The 20,997-nt window shown below is 74.3% G+C and carries 17 protein-coding genes and 2 pseudogenes; 9 read left to right on the top strand and 10 right to left on the bottom strand.

Annotated elements, in window-relative coordinates:
* Both AVW11_RS27470 and AVW11_RS27475 read left to right on the top strand, forming a co-directional pair.
* A pseudogene (locus AVW11_RS27470) lies at positions 1-450 on the top strand (ABC transporter permease); the annotation flags it as partial.
* Positions 451-488: 38 nt separating this feature from the next.
* Positions 489-1,244, top strand: coding sequence for a sirohydrochlorin chelatase (locus tag AVW11_RS27475; RefSeq protein WP_076046339.1), 756 nt, complete (start codon positions 489-491; stop codon positions 1,242-1,244).
* Positions 1,245-1,254: 10 nt separating this feature from the next.
* On the opposite strand, the gene AVW11_RS27480 is transcribed toward AVW11_RS27475, so the two are convergent.
* Positions 1,255-2,256, bottom strand: a complete 1,002-nt coding sequence (locus AVW11_RS27480) for a ketopantoate reductase family protein (RefSeq protein WP_060179797.1) — start codon at positions 2,254-2,256, stop codon at positions 1,255-1,257.
* Positions 2,257-2,341: 85 nt separating this feature from the next.
* On the opposite strand from AVW11_RS27480, the gene AVW11_RS27485 reads away from it, so the two are divergent.
* A complete protein-coding gene (locus AVW11_RS27485; RefSeq protein ID WP_076046352.1) occupies positions 2,342-2,722 on the top strand; it encodes a nuclear transport factor 2 family protein in 381 nt (126 codons plus the stop codon).
* Between the two features lie 8 nt (positions 2,723-2,730).
* Here the strand turns inward: AVW11_RS27485 and AVW11_RS27490 are convergent, their stop codons facing one another.
* From AVW11_RS27490 to AVW11_RS27505, 4 genes and pseudogenes are all read right to left on the bottom strand, one after another.
* On the bottom strand, positions 2,731-3,297 hold the full coding sequence (locus AVW11_RS27490) for a DUF1697 domain-containing protein (RefSeq protein WP_076046340.1): 567 nt from the start codon (positions 3,295-3,297) through the stop codon (positions 2,731-2,733).
* A 21-nt stretch (positions 3,298-3,318) separates the two neighbouring features.
* Positions 3,319-4,583 (bottom strand): annotated as a pseudogene (gene mgt, locus AVW11_RS27495) (macrolide-inactivating glycosyltransferase).
* A gap of 323 nt (positions 4,584-4,906) precedes the next feature.
* Complete coding sequence (locus AVW11_RS27500; RefSeq protein WP_030847852.1) at positions 4,907-5,569, bottom strand: response regulator; 663 nt, start codon at positions 5,567-5,569, stop codon at positions 4,907-4,909.
* Positions 5,544-6,716, bottom strand: coding sequence for a sensor histidine kinase (locus AVW11_RS27505; RefSeq protein ID WP_076046342.1), 1,173 nt, complete (start codon positions 6,714-6,716; stop codon positions 5,544-5,546). The genes AVW11_RS27500 and AVW11_RS27505 overlap by 26 nt, the downstream gene beginning before the upstream one ends.
* A gap of 178 nt (positions 6,717-6,894) precedes the next feature.
* Between AVW11_RS27505 and AVW11_RS27510 the strand changes: the two genes are divergently transcribed.
* The gene (locus AVW11_RS27510) at positions 6,895-9,183 is read left to right on the top strand and encodes an MMPL family transporter (RefSeq protein ID WP_076046353.1); all 2,289 of its coding nucleotides are present in this window, start codon (positions 6,895-6,897) and stop codon (positions 9,181-9,183) included.
* Here AVW11_RS27510 and AVW11_RS27515 read toward each other — a convergent pair whose 3' ends face one another.
* Complete coding sequence (locus AVW11_RS27515; protein ID WP_240528277.1) at positions 9,184-11,454, bottom strand: FUSC family protein; 2,271 nt, start codon at positions 11,452-11,454, stop codon at positions 9,184-9,186.
* Between the two features lie 117 nt (positions 11,455-11,571).
* Between AVW11_RS27515 and AVW11_RS27520 the strand changes: the two genes are divergently transcribed.
* Genes AVW11_RS27520 through AVW11_RS27535 form a run of 4 tightly spaced genes read left to right on the top strand, consistent with a single transcriptional unit; the run spans position 11,572 to position 14,848 of the window.
* A complete protein-coding gene (locus AVW11_RS27520) occupies positions 11,572-12,192 on the top strand; it encodes a TetR/AcrR family transcriptional regulator (RefSeq protein WP_240528278.1) in 621 nt (206 codons plus the stop codon).
* The gene (locus AVW11_RS27525; RefSeq protein WP_030847837.1) at positions 12,189-13,103 is read left to right on the top strand and encodes an SDR family oxidoreductase; all 915 of its coding nucleotides are present in this window, start codon (positions 12,189-12,191) and stop codon (positions 13,101-13,103) included. The genes AVW11_RS27520 and AVW11_RS27525 overlap by 4 nt, the downstream gene beginning before the upstream one ends.
* A 47-nt stretch (positions 13,104-13,150) precedes the next feature.
* A complete protein-coding gene (locus AVW11_RS27530) occupies positions 13,151-14,014 on the top strand; it encodes a phosphotransferase enzyme family protein (protein ID WP_076046345.1) in 864 nt (287 codons plus the stop codon).
* 48 nt (positions 14,015-14,062) lie between these two features.
* The gene (locus AVW11_RS27535; RefSeq protein WP_030847831.1) at positions 14,063-14,848 is read left to right on the top strand and encodes an alpha/beta fold hydrolase; all 786 of its coding nucleotides are present in this window, start codon (positions 14,063-14,065) and stop codon (positions 14,846-14,848) included.
* A gap of 149 nt (positions 14,849-14,997) precedes the next feature.
* Here AVW11_RS27535 and AVW11_RS27540 read toward each other — a convergent pair whose 3' ends face one another.
* The 3 genes from AVW11_RS27540 to AVW11_RS27550 form a co-directional block, all read right to left on the bottom strand.
* Entirely contained in the window at positions 14,998-15,711 is a 714-nt protein-coding gene (locus tag AVW11_RS27540) for a 3'-5' exonuclease (RefSeq protein WP_076046346.1), read from the bottom strand.
* A complete protein-coding gene (locus tag AVW11_RS27545; protein WP_076046347.1) occupies positions 15,711-15,914 on the bottom strand; it encodes a hypothetical protein in 204 nt (67 codons plus the stop codon). Before AVW11_RS27545 ends, AVW11_RS27540 begins: the two co-directional genes overlap by 1 nt.
* Positions 15,915-16,006: 92 nt before the next feature.
* Positions 16,007-17,284, bottom strand: coding sequence for an SAV2148 family HEPN domain-containing protein (locus tag AVW11_RS27550; protein WP_030847821.1), 1,278 nt, complete (start codon positions 17,282-17,284; stop codon positions 16,007-16,009).
* A 285-nt stretch (positions 17,285-17,569) separates the two neighbouring features.
* On the opposite strand from AVW11_RS27550, the gene glgX reads away from it, so the two are divergent.
* Positions 17,570-19,684, top strand: coding sequence for a glycogen debranching protein GlgX (gene glgX, locus AVW11_RS27555; protein ID WP_030847818.1), 2,115 nt, complete (start codon positions 17,570-17,572; stop codon positions 19,682-19,684).
* On the opposite strand, the gene AVW11_RS27560 is transcribed toward glgX, so the two are convergent.
* The gene (locus tag AVW11_RS27560; protein ID WP_060179807.1) at positions 19,669-20,973 is read right to left on the bottom strand and encodes an MFS transporter; all 1,305 of its coding nucleotides are present in this window, start codon (positions 20,971-20,973) and stop codon (positions 19,669-19,671) included. The two genes, glgX and AVW11_RS27560, sit on opposite strands and share 16 nt — an antisense overlap.
* Between the last annotated feature and the right edge of the window lie 24 nt (positions 20,974-20,997).

The following is a 20,997-nucleotide window of genomic DNA, read 5'->3' on the forward strand; positions in this document are numbered from 1 at the left end:
ATGGCCAGCACTGAAACGAAGGCGACAACGGACGACCTCGCAGGTCTGGAGGCCGGACTCGACGCCCTGGACGCGGTCCAGACCCACCGCACACCGGTCCGCGAGGTCCTCGTCAAGAAGGTCCTGCCGCCGTTCCTGGCGGTCGGCCTGGTCCTGGTGATCTGGCAGGTCCTCGTCTCCCTGAAGGTGACCGACGAGACGAAGCTCCCGGCCCTTTCCGCGGTGTGGGACAGCCTGTCCGACATGTGGTTGAAGGGGACTCTGCTGGAGGTCATCTGGACCTCCGTCTCCCGTGGTCTGCTGGGCTTCCTGCTGGCCCTGGCCATCGGCACCCCGCTCGGCCTGCTCGTCGCCCGGGTGAAGTTCGTGCGCGCCGCGATCGGCCCGATCCTCCAGGGCCTGCAGTCCCTGCCGTCGGTGGCGTGGGTGCCGCCGGCCGTNNGGTACGTCCTGCGCAGCCGCGGCCTCCTGGTCAAGAGCTGACGCGCATGTCGCCCGCCCTGCTGGTCATCGCCCACGGCAGCCGCGATCCGCGGCACGCCGCGACCGTGCACGCCCTCACCCGGCGGGTGCGGGCGCTGCGGCCCGGACTGCGCGTGGAGACGGCCTTCCTGGACTTCAACGCCCCGCGGGTCGAGCAGGTGCTGTCGGCGCTGCACGCCGACGGTGTCCGCGACGTGGTGGCCCTGCCGCTGCTGTTGACCCGGGCCTTCCACGCGAAGGCCGACATCCCGGCGGCGCTGTCGGAGGCGCTGACCCGCCTGCCGGGCCTGACGGTCTCGGTGGCGGACGTCCTCGGGCCGTCCCCGCTGCTCGTCGAGGCGCTCGAACGCCGGCTGTCCGAAGCCGGCCTCACCCCGGCGGACCGCGCCACCACCGCGGTGGTGCTCGCGTCCGCCGGTTCCACGGACCCGGAGGCGATCGCAGTGATCGCTGAAATCGCGCGGGAGTGGCGGCACACCGGTTGGTGCGCCGTGCGGCCTGCGTTCGCCTCCGCCGCTCTGCCCCGTACGGAGGACGCCGTACGGGCCCTGCGCGCCGAGGGCTTCGACCGGGTGGCGGTGGCCCCGTACGTCATCGCCCCCGGCAGGCTCCCGGACCGCATCGCGGCGGGCGCCGGGGCCGCGGGCGCCGACGTCGTGGCCGAGGTCCTGGGCGCCGCCCCGGAACTGGCCCGCCTGCTGCTGCACCGCTACGACGCGGCCGCGGCGGCACCCGCCCGGCTCCCGGCCCTGACGGCCTGACCCGCCCGCTCTACGTGCGGGCCGCGGCCTCGTCGGCCAGGGCCGTCAGGTCGGAGACGGACATCGCGCCCGGCGGCAGGCCCTCCCGGGCGAAGATGTTCGCCGCGTGCCGCAGCACGTCGTTGACGGGGGTGGGCACCCCGTGGAGCCGGCCCAGCAGCGAGATCTCCCCGTTGAGGTAGTCCGCCTCCACCGAGCCCGTACCGCGGGCCAGGCTCTGCCAGGACGATCCGCCCCGCACGCCCGGCGGCTGCTCGACCTTCCCGTCGCGGGCCTGCGACTGCTCCGCGTCCGAGGCGTAGGCGATACCGGCCGCCCCGAAGGCGGCCTTCGCCTCGCGCACGGCCCGCAGCAGCAGCGCCGCCTTGGCCGGATCGGGCTCCGGGCCGGTCGTGGCCTGGATCGCGTTGCCCAGGTTCCCCAGCAGCTTCGCGTACTTCCACCGCATGACGTCCTCGACCAGCGGCGCCTCGAAGCCGGCCTTGGCGAGGTCCGCCGCGACGGTCCGGGCGAGCGCGTCCGTGCCGCCGGCGGCCCGGCCCAGGTGCAGGATGCCGGTCAGCGGGGTGCACAGCGCCGAGACCACGCCCGGCTCCAGGAAGGTGGCGGGCAGCCACACGCACACCCCGTACACGCGCGCGAAGCGCCGTAGCGCCAGCCGCTCGCTCTCCACCCCGTTCTGTGCGCAGAGCACCGGGAGCCGCTGTGCGGCCGTGCCGCCGCCCGCGACCTCCGCGTCGCCCCACGCGTCGAGCGCCGCGATCGCGTCCTGGGTCTTCACCGCCAGCACCAGCACGTCGTCCGGGCGCAGTTCGCCCATCTCGTCGGGTCCGGTGACGACCGGCAGCCGGTGCACCCGGTTCCCGTCCGCCGTCGTGAGCCGCAGCCCCCCGGCCCGCAGGGCCTCCGCGTGCGCGCCGCGCGCGACGAGGACGACCTCGCCGCCCGCCTCCGCGAGCCGTCCGCCGATGGTGGCGCCCACGGCGCCCGCGCCGATGATGATGTACCGCATGGCGATGAGCCTGGCACACCCGGTCGGCTCCGTCGCCCCCGGGGCCGGTGGCCGGTACCGCGCCGGTCCGGGGCAGGATGCTCCCATGGGTGGGACGAAGGAGGCCGTGGCCGAGGCGGTCGCGTGCGAGATGCGGTTGATGGGTCCGGGCGTGCGGGCGTCGAGGGTCCTGGCGGACCGGCTCCTCGATCCGGAGTTCGTCGAGGTGGGGGCCTCGGGCCGCAGGTGGGACCGGGAGACGATGCTCGCGGCGCTGCCGGGCCTGGAGGGCGGCGCCGAGGACGGCCCGCTGTACGAGCCCGCCGGTATGGCGGGGGTCGAACTGGCGCCGGGGGTGGTGCACCTCACCTACGAGACCGTGATCGACGGGCGGCGGGCGCGCAGGAGTTCGATCTGGCGGACGTCGGCCGACGGGGCCGGCTGGCGGATGTACTACCACCAGGCCACCCCGGTGCCGGAGGGGTAGACAGCGGGTCAGGGACCGGTCAGCTCCACGAGCTTGGCGACGGTGTTCCAGTTGCGGGTGGTCGCGTCGATGCCTTTGGCGACGGCGGGTTTGGCGAGGGCCTCGGCCAGCTTGGAGCGGCCGAGGCCGTCGGGGGCGTAGAGGTAGAGGACGCGGTCGCCGAGGCGGTACTCCTCGGGGAGGAACGCGGCCGCGTCGAGTGCGGCGAAACGCTCCGGGCCGGGCTGCTCGGAGAAGAAGGTGGCGTGGAGCTGCTTGCCCTCCAGCTCGGCGGCCGGGAAGGGGCAGGCCTCCGCGACGGCGCGCAGGTACGCGCCGTCCACCACCAGGCAGGCGACCCGGAAGCCGAAGTGGGCCTCGACGGCCGCCTCCAGCTCCCGGGCGAGCGCCGCCGGATCGGTCCGCGCACTGCTGAAGACCGCGTTGCCGCTCTGCAGGTACGTCTGCACGTCGCCGTGCCCGAGTCCCTCCAGGACCGCGCGCAGTTCCGCCATCGGGACCTTCTTGCTGCCGCCGACGTTGATCCCGCGCAGCAGTGCGGCGTACGTGGTCGTCGCCGTGGCCTTCTTCGTCATGGGGGCCACCCTAGGCCGCGGCTATGACAGTTCCGCCTCGATGAGGTCGGCGGCCTGGCGCGTGCCCCCCTCGGCGGTCATCCCGGCCCGGATCTCCTCGGCGCGGGCGGCGACGGCGGGGTCGGCGACGAGGGCGAGGACCGCCTCGCGGAGGGTGGCCGCGTCCGCGTCGGCCATCGGGACGTGTCGGGCGACGCCCAGGGCGGCCAGCATGTCGGCGTTGCCGAACTGGTCGACGGCCTGGGGGACGGCGACCATCGGGGTGGCGGTGGCGAGCCCCTCCTGGCTGCCGCCGGCGCCCGCGTGGGTGATGAAGGCGTCGGCCTGGCGCAGGATGTCCAGCTGGGGGACCCAGCGGTGGACCTCCACGTGGGCGGGGACCTCGCCGAGGTCCGCCTCGTCGGTGAACCTGCCGATCTGCAGGACGACGTACCAGTCGGGCAGGTCGGCGAAGGCGTCGATGCAGGCGCGGTAGAAGGCGGGCTGCTTGGTGAAGGTCGAGCCGAGTGAGACCAGGACGATCTTCCTGCCGTGGGCGGCCTCGGGCCTGTTCCAGGTGCCCTGGGTGGCGCTGCGGTCGCCCTGGCAGGCGCCGACGAAGGTGTGGACGGAGGCGTCGACGCGGTCGGCGTGGGGCTGGAGGGCCCGGGGGATCAGGACGAGGCTGCGGCGGGGGCGGCTCTGGAAGCGGTCGACCTGGTCGCCGAGGCCGTTCTCGGTGAGCCACGCCGCGAACTTGGCGTAGTAGGCCTGCCCGCGCTCGGACGCCTTCAGTTCGGCGAACATCGGCTCGGCCACCTCCTGTTCGTACCCCTCCCAGGCGACGAGGTTCGGGGAGAGCGAGACGGCGGGGACACCCCAGCGGTGGGCGAGCACGGGTGCCGGGTAGGAGGTGATGTCGTGGAGGACGAGGTCCGGTTCGTCGCCCTCGAAGGCCGCGGCGAGCTGCGGAAGGGCCTGGACGGCGTCGTTCAGGAAGGGCTCCAGGTTGTCGATGAGTTCGGTGCCCCAGGCCTCCGGGTCGTCGTCGGTGGGGAGGGTGGAGGTGTAGATCACGGGCGTGGCGCCGGTCTCGGCGACCTTCTCGGCGAAGGCGGCGGGGATGGCGTAGCTGACGCGGTGGCCCCGGGCGACGAGCTCCCGGATCACCTCGATGCTCGGGTTCACGTGCCCGTGGGCGGCGATGGAGAACATGGCGATGTGGGCGGGCTTGGCTGAGGTCATGATCCGACTCTAACGAGACGATACGTCTCGTGCAAGCTATTTCGGGTCGGGGCGCGGCCCAGGGGTCGTTCGCCTTCGACGGTGTCGGCCGAGCCCGCGCCGTCCGGTGCCGGGCAGCGCACGGCGCAGGGACTGCCGGCGTACGGCACGCATGCGGGCGCCCCGACAACGCGGCGGGGTGCGGCGGCGGTGCCGGGCAGTGCGTCGGGGTGCGGCGGCGGGCGGTGCGGCGGCGGTGCCGGGCAGCGCGGGCCCGGCGCGATCCGCAGGGCGCTCCCCGGGGCCGGGCCGCCGGGCGGGTGAGGCATGGGGAGCCGACGTGAGCCGTCCGGGGCGCTGCTGTCCGGGCGGGGACTCGTGGGACAGGTCCCGGCACCCGCCCGGCTCAGGTTCCGGGGAGGATGCGGCGCGTTTCGTAGGCCCACATCGCGATCTCGACCCGGTTGCGGGCGCCGAGTTTCGCCATCAGGCTGGCCAGATGCGTCTTCACCGTGCTGAGGCTGATGTGCAGTGCATCGGCGATCTCGGTGTTGGTCAGCCCGCGGGCGACGGCGAGGAGGACCTGCTCCTCGCGGGCGGTGACGGGGGAGACCGGCTGGGTCACGGGCCGGCCGGCGGGCAGGTCCGCGAATGCCTGGAGCAGGCGGACGGTGACGCTGGGCGCTATGAGCGCCTCACCCCCGGACGCCGACCGTACGGCCTGCGCCAGAAGGTCCGGTCCCGTGTCCTTGAGGAGGAATCCGCGGGCGCCGGCACGCAGCGCGCCGTAGACGTACTCGTCGAGGTCGAACGTGGTGATGACGACCACGGCCAGCGGGTCGGGGACGCCCGGGCCGGCGACCAGCCGGGTGGCCTCCAGCCCGTCGAGTACGGGCATGCGGATGTCGAACAGGCAGACGTCGGGGCGTAGTTCGCGGGCCAGACGTACCGCCTCCCGCCCGTCGGCGGCCTCGCCGACCACCTCGATGCCGGGCTGGGCGTTCAGCATGATCCGCAACCCGGTGCGGATGATCGTCTGGTCGTCAGCGACGAGGACGCGAATGGACACCGCTCTCGCTCCTCGCCCTCGGCAGTTCGGCTTCGACATGCCAGCCCCGGTCGGTACCCGGGCCGGCTCGTAGTGTGCCGCCGAGCAGGATCGCACGCTCGCGCAGTCCGGTGAGTCCGTATCCGTCGCGACCCCGGCCGGTGCGCCTGCCGTTGTCGCGCACGCTCACCCGTACCGTGTGCTGTTGCGCGGCGACCCGAACGACGAGCTCGGTCGCGTCGACCGCATGGCGCAGCGCGTTGGTCACCGACTCCTGCACGATCCGGTAGACGGCCGCGTCCACGGCCGGGGCCAGCGCGTCCAGTTCGCCGTCGAGCCCCAGGTCGACCCGGAGCCGTCCGCCCGGGATGCGCACCAGGCGCTCCAGATCCGCGACTCCGGCAGGGGGCGCCAGCTCGGCGCCGACCCCGCGGTCGCGCAGCGCGGCGACCATGGCGCGCATTTCCTCCAGCGTGCGCGCCCCTTCCTCCTCGACCCCCTCCAGCGCCTCGACGGCGGCGGACGGGTCGGTGCCCGCGAGCACCCGGCCCGCCTGGGCGATGATCACCATGGCCGACACGTGGTGGGCCACCGTGTCGTGCAGTTCCCGGGCGAGCTGCTCGCGCTCGCGGGAGCGCACCTGCTCCAACTGCCGCTCGCGAGCGGTCACCCGGAACCGCACGGCAGCCCCGACCACCCCGGGCAGCAGCAGGAAGACGAGGCCCACGACCTTTTCGACGACCGGGGTCTCGTCCATGACGACACACAGCGTCCCGACCGCGAGGATCACCGCGCCGCCCAGCACGACCTCGCGTCCCGATCCCCACCGGGGCAGCGCGTACACCAGCACGAGCACGACCGCGCCGGTGTACAGGCCGACGGGCTCGCGCGGTGCGCCGACGAGGGAGGAGACCTGGAGCAGGGCCACCGAGCCGAACGCCAGCGTCACCATCGCCAGCGGCCGGGTCCGGCGCCACAGGGGCAGCAGGCACAGCCATACGGCGAACACCACCGCCACCGGCCGCCACACTACGTTCTCGCGCAGGGTGGCCTCCAGCGCCACACCGGCGAGGCCCGCGGCGAGCAGCGCCCAGTCCCGCCGCACCCGGGCGGGCGCGCCGGGCGGCCGGGGTTCGGTCCACAGGGTTCGCAGGTCGTCTCGGAGCACGGTTCACAGCCTAGAGACCCTGGCGTGCCGCGCATCGGCCGAAAGGACGGGTCGTCACTCCGCCCCCGGGCCGACGGATCCGCGGCCCGTGGGCCGATGCCGCAGAGCGCCGTGGCGTGGAGCCTCGACATCGTCCGGCCTTACAAGGACGGCCGGCGATGTGGTTCTGGAGGACCCGATGCTCTCGAAAGCCCTGTTGCGCCTGGGCACCAACGCCGCCCGCCATCCCTGGCGGGTGATCGCGGCATGGCTGGTCGCCGCCACGCTGGCCGTCCTGGCCGCCGTCGCCTTCGGCGGGCGCACCGCGGACTCGATGACCGCTCCGGGGCTGGACTCCCAACGGGCCGCGCAACTGATCGAGCGGGCCGGCACCGGCCAGGAGGGGATGACCGCCCAAGTGGTCGTCACCCCCCTCGACGGCGGTGCGACGTTCTTCGGCGACGACGGCGCGCGCACCGCTCTGACGCGGCTGCAGGCCGAGGTGAAGCGGCTGCCGCACGTGCTCGGCACGAGCGAGACGGCGGGGGCGCTCGAAGCGGGCGGGGACACCGCCGTGCGCGGCGGCCTCGTCTCGACCGACGGGCGGATCGCGGTCGTCCGGGTGCAATACCCCGACCAGAGCCGGCTGTCGGCCGAGGACCTCGACGCCCTCGTCGGTCTCGGCGACCGGCTGCGCGCCGAGCTGCCCCTGCGCATCGAGATGGGCGGGAACCTCTTCTACGCCTTCTCCGACCCCGACGGCGGCACGAGCGAGCTGATCGGGCTCCTCGCCGCGGCCGCGATCCTGTTCCTGGCGTTCGGTTCGCTCGTCGCCGCCGCGCTGCCGATCGGCATGGCGGTCTTCGGACTGACCATCGGAGTCGCCACGATGACGGTCCTGGCGGGGGTCACGGACGTCCCGGCCTTCGCCCCCGTCCTGGGCAGCATGGTCGGGCTCGGAGTCGGCATCGACTACGCGCTGTTCGTGCTCGCCAGGCACCGGGAGTACCTCGCGCGCGGGCTCGCTCCCCACGAGGCGGCGGGGCGGGCGGTGGCCACGGCGGGCAGGCCCGTGGTCTTCGCCGGCGGCGTCGTCGTCGTGTCGATCCTCGGCCTGGCGGTCGCGAACGTGCCGTTCATGACGGTGGGCGGGATCGCCGTCTCGATCGTCGTGCTGACCATGGTGGTCGCGTCGGTGACGCTGCTGCCGGCCTTCCTCGGAGCCGCCGGCCCACGCCTGGCCCAGGCCGGCCGGATCGGCCGGGCTCTGCGGACCGCGAGGCCGGGCCGACTCGCACGGCGGCGGGAGAGGGCCGCGGGCGCCGCTCCCGCCGCCGGGTGGCGGCGCTGGATCGGGCACGTCAGCCGGCACCCGGTGCTGTACGCGATCGGCGCGGCGGGGCTGCTGCTGACCGCGACGCTGCCCGTGCTCGGCCTGCGCGTCGGCCTGCCCGACGACGGCTCACTGCCCCACAGCCGTACCGAGCGCCAGGCCTACGACCTGGTCGCCGAGGGGTTCGGCGCGGGCACCAACGGTCCCCTCGTCATCGCCGCGGACCCCGCCGGTGATCCGGGAGTGCCGGACCGACTCGTCAGGGCGGTCGCGGCGGATCCGGGCATCGCATCCGTCGCGCCGGCGCACATCGATCGCGCCACCGGCATCGCCACCCTCGTGGTGTTCCCGACCACCAGCCCACAGGACAAGGCCACGACCGACACCATCGCCCGGCTGCGCACCGACGTGCTGCCCACGGCGCTCGGGCACGGCCCGGCCCGGGCCCACGTCGGCGGCGCCGCCGCGAGCCTGTCCGATGTGGGCCGGCGCACCAGCGAACGCCTGCCGGTGCTCGTAGCCACCGTGCTGGCGATGTCGTTCCTGCTGCTGATGCTGATCTTCCGCTCGGTACTCGTACCGCTCAAGGCGGTACTGCTGAATCTGCTGAGCATCGGCGCGGCCTACGGCGTCATGGTCGCGGTCTTCCAGTGGGGCTGGGGAGGCGCACTCATCGGGCTGGAAGCGACGGTTCCGATCGTGTCGTTCATCCCGATGTTCCTCTTCGCCATCCTGTTCGGGCTGTCGATGGACTACGAGGTGTTCCTCCTCTCCCGTGTACGCGAGGAGTACCTGCGCACCGGCGACAACGGCACGGCGATCGTCGAGGGCATCTCTCGCACCGCCCGGATCATCACCTCGGCCGCCCTCATCATGGTGGCGGTCTTCCTGTCCTTCGCCGTCGCCGACGACCCCTCCGCCAAGATGTTCGGCCTCGGCCTGGCCACCGCGATCTTCATCGACGCCACGGTCGTACGCATGGTGCTGGTACCGGCGACCATGACACTCCTCGGCCGGTCCAACTGGTGGCTGCCCAAGTGGCTGGACCGGATGCTTCCGCACGGCCCGGTCGGCACCGACGACACCGATGGCGCCGATGGCGCCGACGCAGAATCCGCGGTTGGGGCCCCGCGTGCACCGCTGGCCGCACAGTGATCACGACTGGTGCGGATCCGAGGGGCCGGCCGAGTCGGCGGTCTCGGCCTCGGCCGGGTAGGGGGCGCGGCAAGGCGCCAGCACGCGCTCGACGTCGAGGGTGAGCGAGTCGAGCCAGGTCTGGGCGGCGAAGAACTCCGACGGTGCGACGACCTCCGGCACCTGCGCCGCACCGCCCGCCCCGGCCCCTCCACCCCCCGCCCCCTTCGGCGCGGCGTGTGCGGCGGGCGCCGGGGCGGTCCCCCCGACGGCAGTCCCGACGGCGGCGGGCGCACCGGCGCTCGGCGCGCCGGGCGCCGACGCGGGCGCGGCCGCCGACGGGACCGTGGCCGCGTGCTGCGCCGCACTCCGCATCCGGGCGGCCACACCGTCCGCCCGGACGGTGAGCCGCTCCCCGTTGCCCGGCCCGAGGTCCGGGCCGGCGCGGGCGAGCAGCCTGCGCGAGCCCCAGAGCACGTGGTGCCCTGTGATCATGGCCGCCTGCCAGTCGGGCGCACCGGCCACGGGCGCCCGCGGCTCGCTCTGCCGCTGCGCGTACGCGCTCTCCGCGAGCGAGAGCGCGAGCTGGAGCGCCCGGTCGTCGGGGGCGGTGTCCCGCCTGCCGGCGACCACGGCGGCCGTGGTCGCCTCGACCGTCTCGGCCTCCCGCGCCAGCAGCAGCGCGACCGCGCGGTGCAGCTCGGCCTGCGCCCCCCGCGGCCAGGCCAGCAGTCCGAACACCACGCCGATCAGGCTGCCGATGACCACGTCCATGAGCCGGACCCCGGCCAGCCTCCAGGTCACGGGCGCCAGCTGCGCGAAGACGAAGGACACCACCAGGGTGAACATGCCCTGGGCCCAGCCCACACCCCGCACCGGTCCCACCATGAAGGCGACGAGCATCACCAGCGGCAGGATGGCGGCGTAGACGGTGGTGTGGCCGCCGACCAGGGCCAGGACCCCTGCGGCCAGGAGCGCGCCGAGCAGGGTCCCGGCGAGCGCCTGGCGCACCGTCGCCCTCGTCTGGGAGACGGTGGTCCGGGTCAGGCTGAGGACGGCCAGCATGGCCCAGAAGCCGTGGGGCAGCGACTCCACGCCGGCGACCGTGCGGGCGGCCGCGAGGGCGAGGCTGATCCGGACGGCGTTCTGGAAGTGCACGGAGCGCGGCCCGGCGTGCGCCGCCAGCCGGTGCCACCACAGGGCCGGCGCCCGCCGGCCCGCGTACCAGAAGCGGCCGGAGTCGGTGCCGGGCGGCAGCGGGGCGCGTCTGCCCCGGACCGCCAGCTCGGCGGCGGTCGCGAAGGCGACGGCGGCGTCCGCCACCTCGAGCAGCGCCGCCCGGCGGCGGCCGCGCACCTCGGCCACCGGCTGCGGCTCCCGCTCGGCGGCCTCCCTCACCTCTTCCCGCAGCCGCCGCAGGGCGTCGGCCTCGTCGGTCGCGCGGCCCGTGCCGGCCAGCAGGGCTCCGGTCTCGGCGGCGGACCGGCCGACGGTCTCCAGGAGTTGCCGTCCGGTCCTGAGCGGGGGCTGTCCCGGGGGTGGCGGGGGCAGCGTCGCCAGTCGTCCGAGCAGCGTGCGCGCACCGAGGCCGGTGTGGGCGAGGGCGCGGTCGCGCAGGCCCGGTCCGGCGGGGCGCTCGGCCTCCTCCACGTGGAGGGGACGCAGCGACTCGCCGGTCGTCCGCGCCGCCTCCACCTCGGCGGGGGGCAGCGTGTACGGGGGCCGGCCCAGCTCGGCGGCGAAGCGGGCGGCCATGCCGGCCGCCCCTGCGGCCAGCTCCCGGTAGGTGGTGCCGCGCGGCTCGGGAAGGAGGTACTTCTCGGCGAGGATGAGCAGGACCAGGCCGAAGGTGGCGCCCCCCAGCCGTTGGCCGAGGGTGTCGGGGGCGTAGGGCGGGAAGCACGGCAGGATGTAGAGCAGTTGGAGGCCGGGGGCGGCGCCCGCGGCCCGGGGGCCGGCCGCGGCCACGAAGGCGATGGCGAAGCCGATCACGAGCATGCCGGCCACGGCGGTCCAGGTCCGTACCGCGAGGAAGGTGCCCGCGGTCAGCAGCATCCACACCGCGGGCAGGGTCCTGACCAGGAGGGCGGCCCGCTGGCCGCCGGTGCCGGGGATGCGGGAGAGGGCGGCCATCGAGACCACCGCGAAGAGGGCGTACGTGGCCGCCACGGGCCGGTCCAGCCCGTACAGGCACACGTAGAACGCACCGCACGCGCAGAGGGTGGTGCGGATCGCGCGCCGTGTCACGCCGCTGGGGCCGCGGCCCGCGCTCACGTCTTCTTCGGCACCCACCATTCCAGCATCGGGCCGGCCACCGGAAGGCACCAGCCGCCGACCCGCTTGCCGCGCCGGCCGCGGGAAGGTTTAATGAATGAACAGGCATTTATTAATGGGAGGGGGTGGCCGGTCGTGGCACGCCCACGCGGGGTCGAGGACGCGGTGATCCTTCAGGCCGCGGCCCGGGTCATGGGCCGGGTGGGGCCGTCGGGGCTCACCCTGGCGGCCGTGGCCCGCGAGGTCGGCCTGGTGCCCGGCACGCTCGTGCAGCGGTTCGGATCCAAGCACGGCCTGCTGCTGGCGCTCGCCGACCGGTCCGCCGAGGAGGCGGGCGAGCTCGCAGTCCGGGCGCGCACGGCGCACCCGTCCGCGCTCGGGGCCCTGGCGGCGCTGGCGTCGCAGACCCTGGCGGGAATGGACACGCCGGAGAGCTTCGCCCACCACCTGGCGTTCCTGTGCACGGACCTCACCGATCCGCAGCTGTACGAACGCGCCCTGGCCGTGCACCGGTCCCAGCGGCGAGCGATCGAAAGCCTGCTGGCCGAGGCGGCCCAAGCGGGCGAGCTCCGCGCCGGGACGGACGTCGCGGCCCTGGCCGGCACCGTGCAGGCGATCACCGCCGGCGCGGGCCTGACCTGGGCCGTGGAACGCCGGGGCAGCCTCGCCGAGCGGCTGCGCCACGAGTTGGACACCGTACTGCGCCCCCATCTCCCCACCCGTACCCGCCACCGCCGCGAACCGGAGAAATCATGACGGCCGACACCCGCCCCCTCGCCGGGAAGGTGGCCCTGGTGGCCGGCGGCACCCGCGGCGGCGGCCGGGGCATCGCCGTCGAGCTCGGCTCCGCCGGCGCGACCGTGTACGTCACCGGGCGCAGCAGCAGCGGTGCCGGGCGTTCGGACCTGGACCGTCCGGAGACGATCGAGGACACCGCGGAGAGGATCACGGCCGCGGGCGGCCGGGGCATCGCGGTGCGCACCGACCACAGCCGTCCGCAGGAGGTCCGGGCCCTTGTCGACAGGATCGCCGCCGAACAGGACGGGCGGCTCGACGTCCTGGTCGACTCGGTCTGGGGCGGCGACCCGCTGACCGACTGGGAACACCCGCTGTGGGAGCAGGATGTGGAGACAGGTGTGCGGCTGCTGCGGCAGGCGGTGGAGACCCATGTGATCACGAGCCGGTACGCGCTGCCGCTCATGATCGCCCGCGGGAGCGGCCTGGTGGTGGAGGTCACGGACGGCAACACCGCCCGCTACCGCGGCTCGTTCTTCTACGACCTGGCGAAGTCGGCGGTGATCCGCCTCGCGTTCGCGCAGGCCTGCGAGCTCAGGCCGCACGGCGTCGCCGCCGTGGCGATCACGCCCGGGTTCCTGCGTTCGGAGGCCGTCCTCGACCACTTCGGTGTCACCGAGGCCACCTGGCGCGACGGCGTGGCGCAGGACCCGCACTTCGCCCACTCCGAGTCCCCCGCGTACCTGGGGCGGGCGGTGGCGGCGCTGGCGGCCGACCCGCAGATCATGGCCAAGTCCGGCCGGGCTCTGGCGACTTGGGGCCTGTACGAGGAGTACGGCTTCACCGACGCCGACGGCACCCGGCCCGACTTCGGCGCCCACTGGGCGAGGAGCCTGGAGGCGGAGCACGGCCCGCTCGGCGACCCCCTCTGACCGGGCCGTCCCGGACCGCCTCGGCCGGGCGGTGGTAGAACAGCCGCATGGACGAAGCGCGGGCGAGGGACGTGGTGACGGCGGCGGGCCTGGCCGGGGGCGGGGCCGCGGAGCCGGTCCTGCTGGCGCTCGGCGAGAACGCCGTGTTCGCCGTCGGCGGCCTCGTGGTCAAGGTGGGCCGGGAGGCCGCGCTGCTGGAGCGGGCCGAGCGCGAACTGGCCGTGGCGCACTGGTTCGCCGCGTCCGGCATCCCGGCGGTCCGCGCGGCCGAGCCGAAGCCGCGACTGGTGGGCGGGCATCCGCTGACCCTGTGGCACCGGCTCCCGGACGCGGTGCGGCCCGCGGACCCCGAGGACCTGGCGATGCTGCTGCGGGCCGTCCACGCGCTGCCCGAACCGCCGTTCGCCCTGCCGGGACGGGACCTGCTGGGCGGGGTGGAGCGCTGGCTGCGGCTGGCGGGAGACGCGATCGACCCGGCCGACGCGGCGTACCTGCGCTCCCGCCGCGACGGCTACGCGGACGAGGTGGCGGCCCTGTCCCCGCACCTGCCGCCGGGCCCGGTCCACGGCGACGCCCTGCCCCGCAACGTCCACGTCGGCCCGGACGGCCCGGCCCTGGTCGACCTGGAGACCGTATCGGCGGACTTGCGCGAACACGACCTGGTGGTGATGGCCCTCGCCCACGACCGGTACGGGATGCCCGCCGGAGGGTACGAGGCCTTCGCCGGCGCGTACGGATGGGACGTCCGCGACTGGGAGGGCTGCGCGGTCCTGCGCGGCGCCCGCGAGACGGCCAGCTGCGCCTGGGTCGCGCAGCACGCGCCCGGCAATCCGGGCGCGCTGGCCGAGTTCCGCCGCCGCGTGGCCTCCCTCAGGGACGGCGACCCGCGGACGCAGTGGCGTTCGTTCTAGTGCTGTGGAGGAGTGGTGGGCACGGCGCCGGCCTGCGAACATCTGCGGATGATCACACTCTCCGATGATCTCGGACACCTTTCCTACGTCGTCACCGGCGACGGGCCTCCCGTCGTGCTCGTGCACGCCGGGATCGCCGACCACCACATGTGGGACGCGATCGTCCCCGCCCTCGCGGAACGGCACACCGTCATCCGCTACGACCTTCGGGGCTTCGGCCGATCCGCCCCGCCGAGCGGCCCGTTCAGGGAGACCGACGACCTGCGCCGCCTCCTGGACCACCTGGGGCACCACCGCGTCCGGCTCGTGGGTGCGTCCTGGGGCGGCCGGGTCGCGGTGGACTTCACCCTGACCCACCCGGACCGGGTCCACTGCCTGGCGCTGCTCGCCGCGCCGTGGCCGGGATACGACTGGTCCGCGGACATGATCGCCTACGACGAGGCGGAGACGCGGGCCCTGGCCTCGGGCGATCTGGACGCCGCCGTCGCCACGAACCTGGACATGTGGGTGCGTGGTCCGGCCCGCTCGTGGGAGGACGTCGCGGCCGGACTGGCCGACCGGCTCCGCGAGCCGATCCGCACGTCGCTGGTGAACCAGGACGTCGTCGGGGAGCACTCCCAGGGCGTCGTACGGGGCGACCTGTCCGGCATCGGCGTCCCCGCCCTCGTCGGGATCGGCAAGCTCGACGTCGCGGACTTCCAGGACATCGCCCGCCGCTACGCCGCCGAGATCCCCGGCGCCACCCTGGTCGAGTTCCCGACGGCCGCCCACCTCATCGCGATGGACGCACCCGCCGAACTCACCGCGGCCCTGGCCCCGTTCCTGGCCCGGTAGCGGCCGCACTGCCCCTCGGCCGCCCCCTCCGGTCGCGCCGGGACCGGCGGGGGCGGCGCGGACCGGAGGGGGCGGCGCAGAGACCGCTCCGACGCCGGGCGACCGGGAGCCGGGGCGTTCCCCGAAGGGGAGAGTGCTGACCGGTACGGTCAGCACCGCCGCGGAATCAGCGGCCAGGCGGGCTCGACGACGGCCGTCGGATCCGCGGTACGGCGCAGGTAGGCCTGCAAGGAGACCGACTGTTCGGCCGCGGCGCGTACCTGGAGGTCGTGCAGGTCCGCCAAGGGCATCACCCCGACGGGCCGGTGCCTCTCACCCATACGGCGCACCACCCGGGCGGCGGCCACGGCGTCCGCCCTCGCATCGTGCGCGTCGTCGAGCGGCACACCGTAGTGAGCGCACAGCGCGTGCAGGGCCCGCTTGCCCTTGCGGTACTTGTCGACGTGCTTGTCGATCACCAGCGGATCGATGACGGGCGAGGGCACACTGCCCAGCCGCTCGCTGATCGACTCGACGCCGTGGCGCCGGCACTCGCGGTCCAGCAGGGAGAGGTCGTAGCGTGCGTTCATCACCACCAGGGGCGTCCCCGAGCGCAGCCCCTCGGATACGGCCCGCGCGATCTCCTCGACGGCCGAAGCAGCCGGTGCCCCGTGCGCGCGGGCGTGTGCGGTGGAGATGCCGTGGATCGCCGACGCCTGCTCGGGTATCGCCACCCCGGGGTCGAGCAACCAGGTCCGCTCGGCCGAGACGGCTCCGGCCGGATCCAGGCGCACGACGGCCGCTGTGACGATGCGGTCGGTCTCGACGTCGGTGCCCGTGGTCTCCAGGTCGAAGGCCAGCAGCGGCCCGCTGAGCCAGCCCATCACGCGGCCCTCGTCCCGGCGCGGGCGGCCGGCCCCGGATCCGCGGGCCGGCCGCGCCGGTCGTGCCCCGCACCGCCTCGCCCCTCGACCACGACGGCCGCCGTCACGGTCCCCGACTCGCCCGGCTCCGCGCCGGCCGCCTCCGGGTCGAACCCGATCGGCTCCCGGACGTGCCGGCCCCCCGTACCGCGCTGGTCCTCCACCCCGTGTCCCTCCCCCGTACACCTTCGGTCAACGGGTTTCAGCCTGCCACGGGCCACTGACAAGCCAGGCGACGCCCCCTGCCGGGAGGTGCTCACGACACCGGGCGGGAGTCCTCCCACATCGACTCGAACTCCTCCCGGTAGGTCGCGAAGAGTCCGTGGTCCGCGTCCTTGGGCACCCCGCGGCCGCCACCGCGCAGCACCAGCACGGGCGATTCCATGCCGCGGGCCCGCCGCAGGTACGACTGGACCACCGCGATGCCCGAGGCCTGCCCCTCCACCAGGTAGGCGGTGAAGCGGGGGGTCTCGTCGAAGACGTGGATCTCGAAGCGCGAGGGGTCCCGCAGGCCCGCCCGGACCCGCCGCACGTGCAGGATGTTCATCTCCACCGAACGGCTCAGCTCGCCCTTGCGCAGCCCCAGCTCCCGCTCGCGCCGTTTGACCGCGCTGCTCGCCGGGTTCAGGAACAGCAGCCGCACCCGGCAGCCCGCCTCCGTCAGCCGGACGAGTCTTCGCCCCGAGAAGTTCTGCACCAGCAGGTTGAGCCCTATCCCGATGGCGTCGAGCCGCCGAGCGCCCCCGAAGAGGTCCTCCGCCGGCAGGTTGCGCTGGAGGCGCACCCGGTCCGGGTGGACGGAGACGACGTCGGCGTACCGGTCGCCCACCAGGTCCTCGACGGCGTCGATCGGCAGCCGGTCCGCGGCGGGGCTTCCGGAACCCCCGCCCAGCACCTCCAGCAGCCGCGCCGAGGCCCGCTCCGCCTGTTCCAGCACGGGCCGCGACAGCGCCCGGTTGCGGGAGACGACGTTGCGGGTGACCTCCAGTTCGTCCAGGGCCAGCTCGATCTCGCGGCGGTCGTCGAAGTACGGCTCGAAGCAGGGCCAGTGCTGGACCATCAGCTCCCGCAGCTGGGGCAGGGTCAGGAAGCTCAGCACGTTGTCGTCGGCGGAGTCCAGCAGGTAGCCCTTGCGGCGGCTGACCTCGCGGACGGCGACGGCCCGCTGCACCCATTCCTGCCCGGCGGGCCCGGCGGCCGCGACGACCCAGTCGTCCCCGCCGTGCACCGGTTCGTAGATCGGCCGCAGCACCGCGCCGACCACCGACCGCAGCCGCTGTTCGATCAGGTTGAGCCAGATGTACGCCCGGCCGGCCCGCTGGGCCCGGGTACGGACCTCGCTCCAGGCCTCCGCGCCCCAGTCCAGTTCGGCGCCGGCCCGCGCGCTGCCGGCCTCCGCCGGCCCGCCCGCCAGGGAGACCGCCCCTGCCGGCACCCCCGTCGGCGCCCCGCCGGGGACACCACCTGGGGCGTCCGCCGGGCCACCCTCGTGACTGCTGTCACCAGGGGGCAGCTCCAGACCTCCCGAGCTCACCCGTGCACCGCCTTCTGCGTCTGGACGCCCGTCTCCAGTGATCACGGAAGGGTATCCCGCGCGCGCGGCCCGGTGCAGCCCGATGGCCCGCACACGGACCGTCCATCGGCCCATTATCCGATGCGCGTACAGTCCGCTGACCCGCATATCAGCTCTGCGGGTCACCCGGTAGGACCACTCCCAAGTCCGCGCGTGCGGGCCCTCTTTCGGGGAAGATCTGGCAGTGACGCAGTCCACGCCGGATCATCCGGGAGTCTTTCGATACCGAGGGAAGAGTCGTTGTCTATGCAGGTCTGGCCGGGACAGGCGTATCCCCTCGGCGCCACGTACGACGGCGCCGGCACCAACTTCGCGGTCTACTCCGAGGCCGCCAGGCGCATCGAGCTGTGCCTCCTCCACGACGACGGTTCCGAGACCGCCGTCGAACTGCGGGAGACGGACGCCTTCGTCCGCCACGCGTACCTGCCCGGCATCATGCCGGGGCAGCGCTACGGCTTCCGCGTGCACGGCCCCTACGAGCCCGAGCGCGGGCGGCGCTGCAACGCGGCGAAACTGCTGCTGGACCCGTACGCGCGGGCGATCAGCGGCCGGGTGAACTGGAACGAGGCGGTGTACGGCTACCACTTCGGCCGCCCCGACTCCCGCAACGACCTGGACTCCGCCCCGCACACCATGAGCTCGGTGGTGGTGAACCCGTACTTCGACTGGGCCAACGACCGCCCGCCCCGGCACGAGTACCACCACACCGTGCTGTACGAGGCCCACGTCAAGGGCCTGACCATGCGCCACCCCGACCTGCCCGAGGAACTGCGCGGCACGTACGGGGCGCTCGCGCACCCGGCGGTCATCGGCCACCTCGCCAAGCTCGGGGTGACGGCGCTGGAGCTGATGCCGGTGCACCAGTTCGTCAACGACCACCGGCTCGTCAACGACGGGCTGAGCAACTACTGGGGCTACAACACGATCGGCTTCTTCGCCCCGCACAACGGCTACGCCTCCGGCGACCGCGGCCAGCAGGTGCTGGAGTTCAAGTCGGCCGTGCGGGCCCTGCACGAGGCCGGCATCGAGGTGATCCTCGACGTGGTCTACAACCACACCGCCGAGGGCAACCACCTGGGGCCGACGCTGTCCTTCCGAGGGCTGGACAACGCCTCGTACTACCGGCTGTCGGACGATCCGCGGCACTACATGGACACCACCGGCACCGGGAACTCGCTGCTGATGCGCTCCCCGCACGTGCTCCAGCTGATCATGGACTCGCTGCGCTACTGGGTCACCGAGATGCACGTGGACGGCTTCCGCTTCGACCTGGCGGCGACGCTGGCCCGCCAGTTCCACGAGGTGGACCGGCTGTCGTCGTTCTTCGACCTGGTCCAGCAGGACCCGGTGGTCAGCCAGGTGAAGCTGATCGCGGAGCCGTGGGACCTGGGCGAGGGCGGCTACCAGGTGGGCAACTTCCCGCCGCTGTGGACGGAGTGGAACGGCAAGTACCGCGACACCGTGCGCGACTTGTGGCGCGGGCAGCCGCGCACGCTCGCGGAGTTCGCGGGACGGCTGACGGGGTCCTCGGACCTCTACCAGGACGACGGGCGGCGTCCGCTGGCGTCCATCAACTTCACCACCTGCCACGACGGGTTCACCCTGAACGACCTCGTGTCGTACAACGAGAAGCACAACGAGGCCAACCGGGAGGGAAACCGGGACGGCGAGAGCCACAACCGATCGTGGAACTGCGGGGTGGAGGGCCCGACGGAGGATCCGGAGATCCTGGCGCTGCGTGAGCGGCAGATGCGCAACTTCACGGCCACCCTGCTGCTGTCGCAGGGGGTTCCGATGCTCAGCCACGGCGACGAGTTCGGCCGCACGCAGGGCGGCAACAACAACGCCTACTGCCAGGACAACGAACTGTCGTGGGTGGGCTGGCCGGAGCCCGGCAAACCGGCTCCGTCGCTGCTGGAGTTCACGCGGCAGATGGTGTGGCTGCGCCGCGACCACCCGGTGTTCCGGCGGCGCCGGTTCTTCCACGGCCGGCCGGTGGAGGGCACGCACGACGAGCTCTCCGACATCGCCTGGTTCACCCCGCACGGCGAGGAGATGCGGGCGCGCGACTGGCAGGCGCAGCACGCGCGGGCGCTGACGGTGTTCCTCAACGGGGAGGCGATCTCCGAGCCGGGCAGCCGCGGGGAGCGGATCACCGACGACTCGTTCCTGCTGATGTTCAACGCGGGTGCGGATCCGCAGGACTTCACCGTTCCGCCGGGGCACGGCGCGCAGTGGCGGCTGGTGGTGGACACCTCCCGGGCGGACGTACTGCCACCCGGCACCGGGCCGCAGTACGCGGCCGGCGACCGGGTGGCGCTGACGGGGCGGTGTCTGGTGGTGCTTCAGCGGCCGGCGTAGGCGGTGTCCGGGGCCGGAGGCCGGCCCTGCCCGGCGGCCGGTTCACCGGCGGGCGCCGGGTCCGGACCCGCTGCCGGGGCGGTGTGCGGACGGGCGGCGGGCACGCGGGTGACGAGGGCGAGGGCCAGGCAGAGCGCGGCCGCCCCCACGGCCACGGCGAAGGACCCGCTCGGGCCGTACCGCTCGGCGAGGCGCCCGGCGGCGACGAGCGCCGCGGCCTGCCCGGCCACCAGGCTGCTGGCGGCGAAGGCCATGGCGGTGGCGAGCCGGGCCGGTTCCACGGCCCGCTCGGTGAGCGCGAACGCGGTGATCAGGTGGGGTGCGTAGGCGGCCCCGAGCACGGTGACGACCGCGTACAGCGGCCACAGGCTGTCGGTGACCAGCAGGGGCGCCGAGAGCACCAGGGCGGCGCCGGTCGCCACCCGCCAGCGCAGCCGCAGGCCGAAGCGGGCGGGCAGCGCGCCCAGCGCCAGGCCGACGGCGGCGCTGACGACACCCATCGCGGAGTAGACGACGGCGGCCTGGTCCGGGACGCCGAGGCGGATGGTGAGGGCGGTGATGCCGGCCTGGCAGGCGCCGAACATCACGCCCTGGAGGGCGAGGGAGCCCCGTACGGCGTAGACCACGGCGGGCGGCCTGGCCCGGCTTCCCGTACGCCGTTCGCCCGCCGGGGAGCCGGCGGTGGCGGAGGCGGTCGGGTGCAGGGCGAAGGCGCTGCCGAAGACGGCGACGAGGCCTGCCGCGCCGGCCAGGGCGAAGGCCGGATGCGCGACCAGGGAGGCGAGGCCGACCAGGGCGGGCCCGAAGACGAAGGAGACCTCGTCCAAGGTGCCTTCGAGTGCGTGCACGGCGCCCACGACGCCCTCGTCGGCCCGGGCGCGGCGGGCGAGGGCGACGGAGCGGGTACGGGCGAGCGGCCCGATCAGCGGCACGGAGGCGCCGGTGAGGGCGCCGATCGCGGCGAGCGGGAGGGTCGCGAGGTGGGTGAGCGCACCGGCGACCAGGGCGGCGGTGGCGACGGCGTTGACCGCGGCGGCGGCCAGGACGACGGGCCGCTGTCCGTGCCGGTCGGCGAGCCGGCCGAGGACGGGTCCGAAGAGGACCTGTCCGACGGAGAGCGCGCCTGCGACGATGCCCGCGGTGCCCAGGGAGCCGCTGGTCCGGGCGACCAGCAGGAAGCTTCCGAACTGGGACATCGCCACGGGCAGGCGGGCGAGGAAGGAGACGAGCGGGAGCAGGGGCCCGGTCAGGGCGATGACTCTTCGATAGGTGTTGACGGTTCCGACCACTTGATCGACACTAACCCGGCGCAG

Origin of the sequence: Streptomyces amritsarensis, from assembly GCF_001953875.1 — a bacterium.
Lineage (GTDB): Bacteria > Actinomycetota > Actinomycetes > Streptomycetales > Streptomycetaceae > Streptomyces > Streptomyces amritsarensis.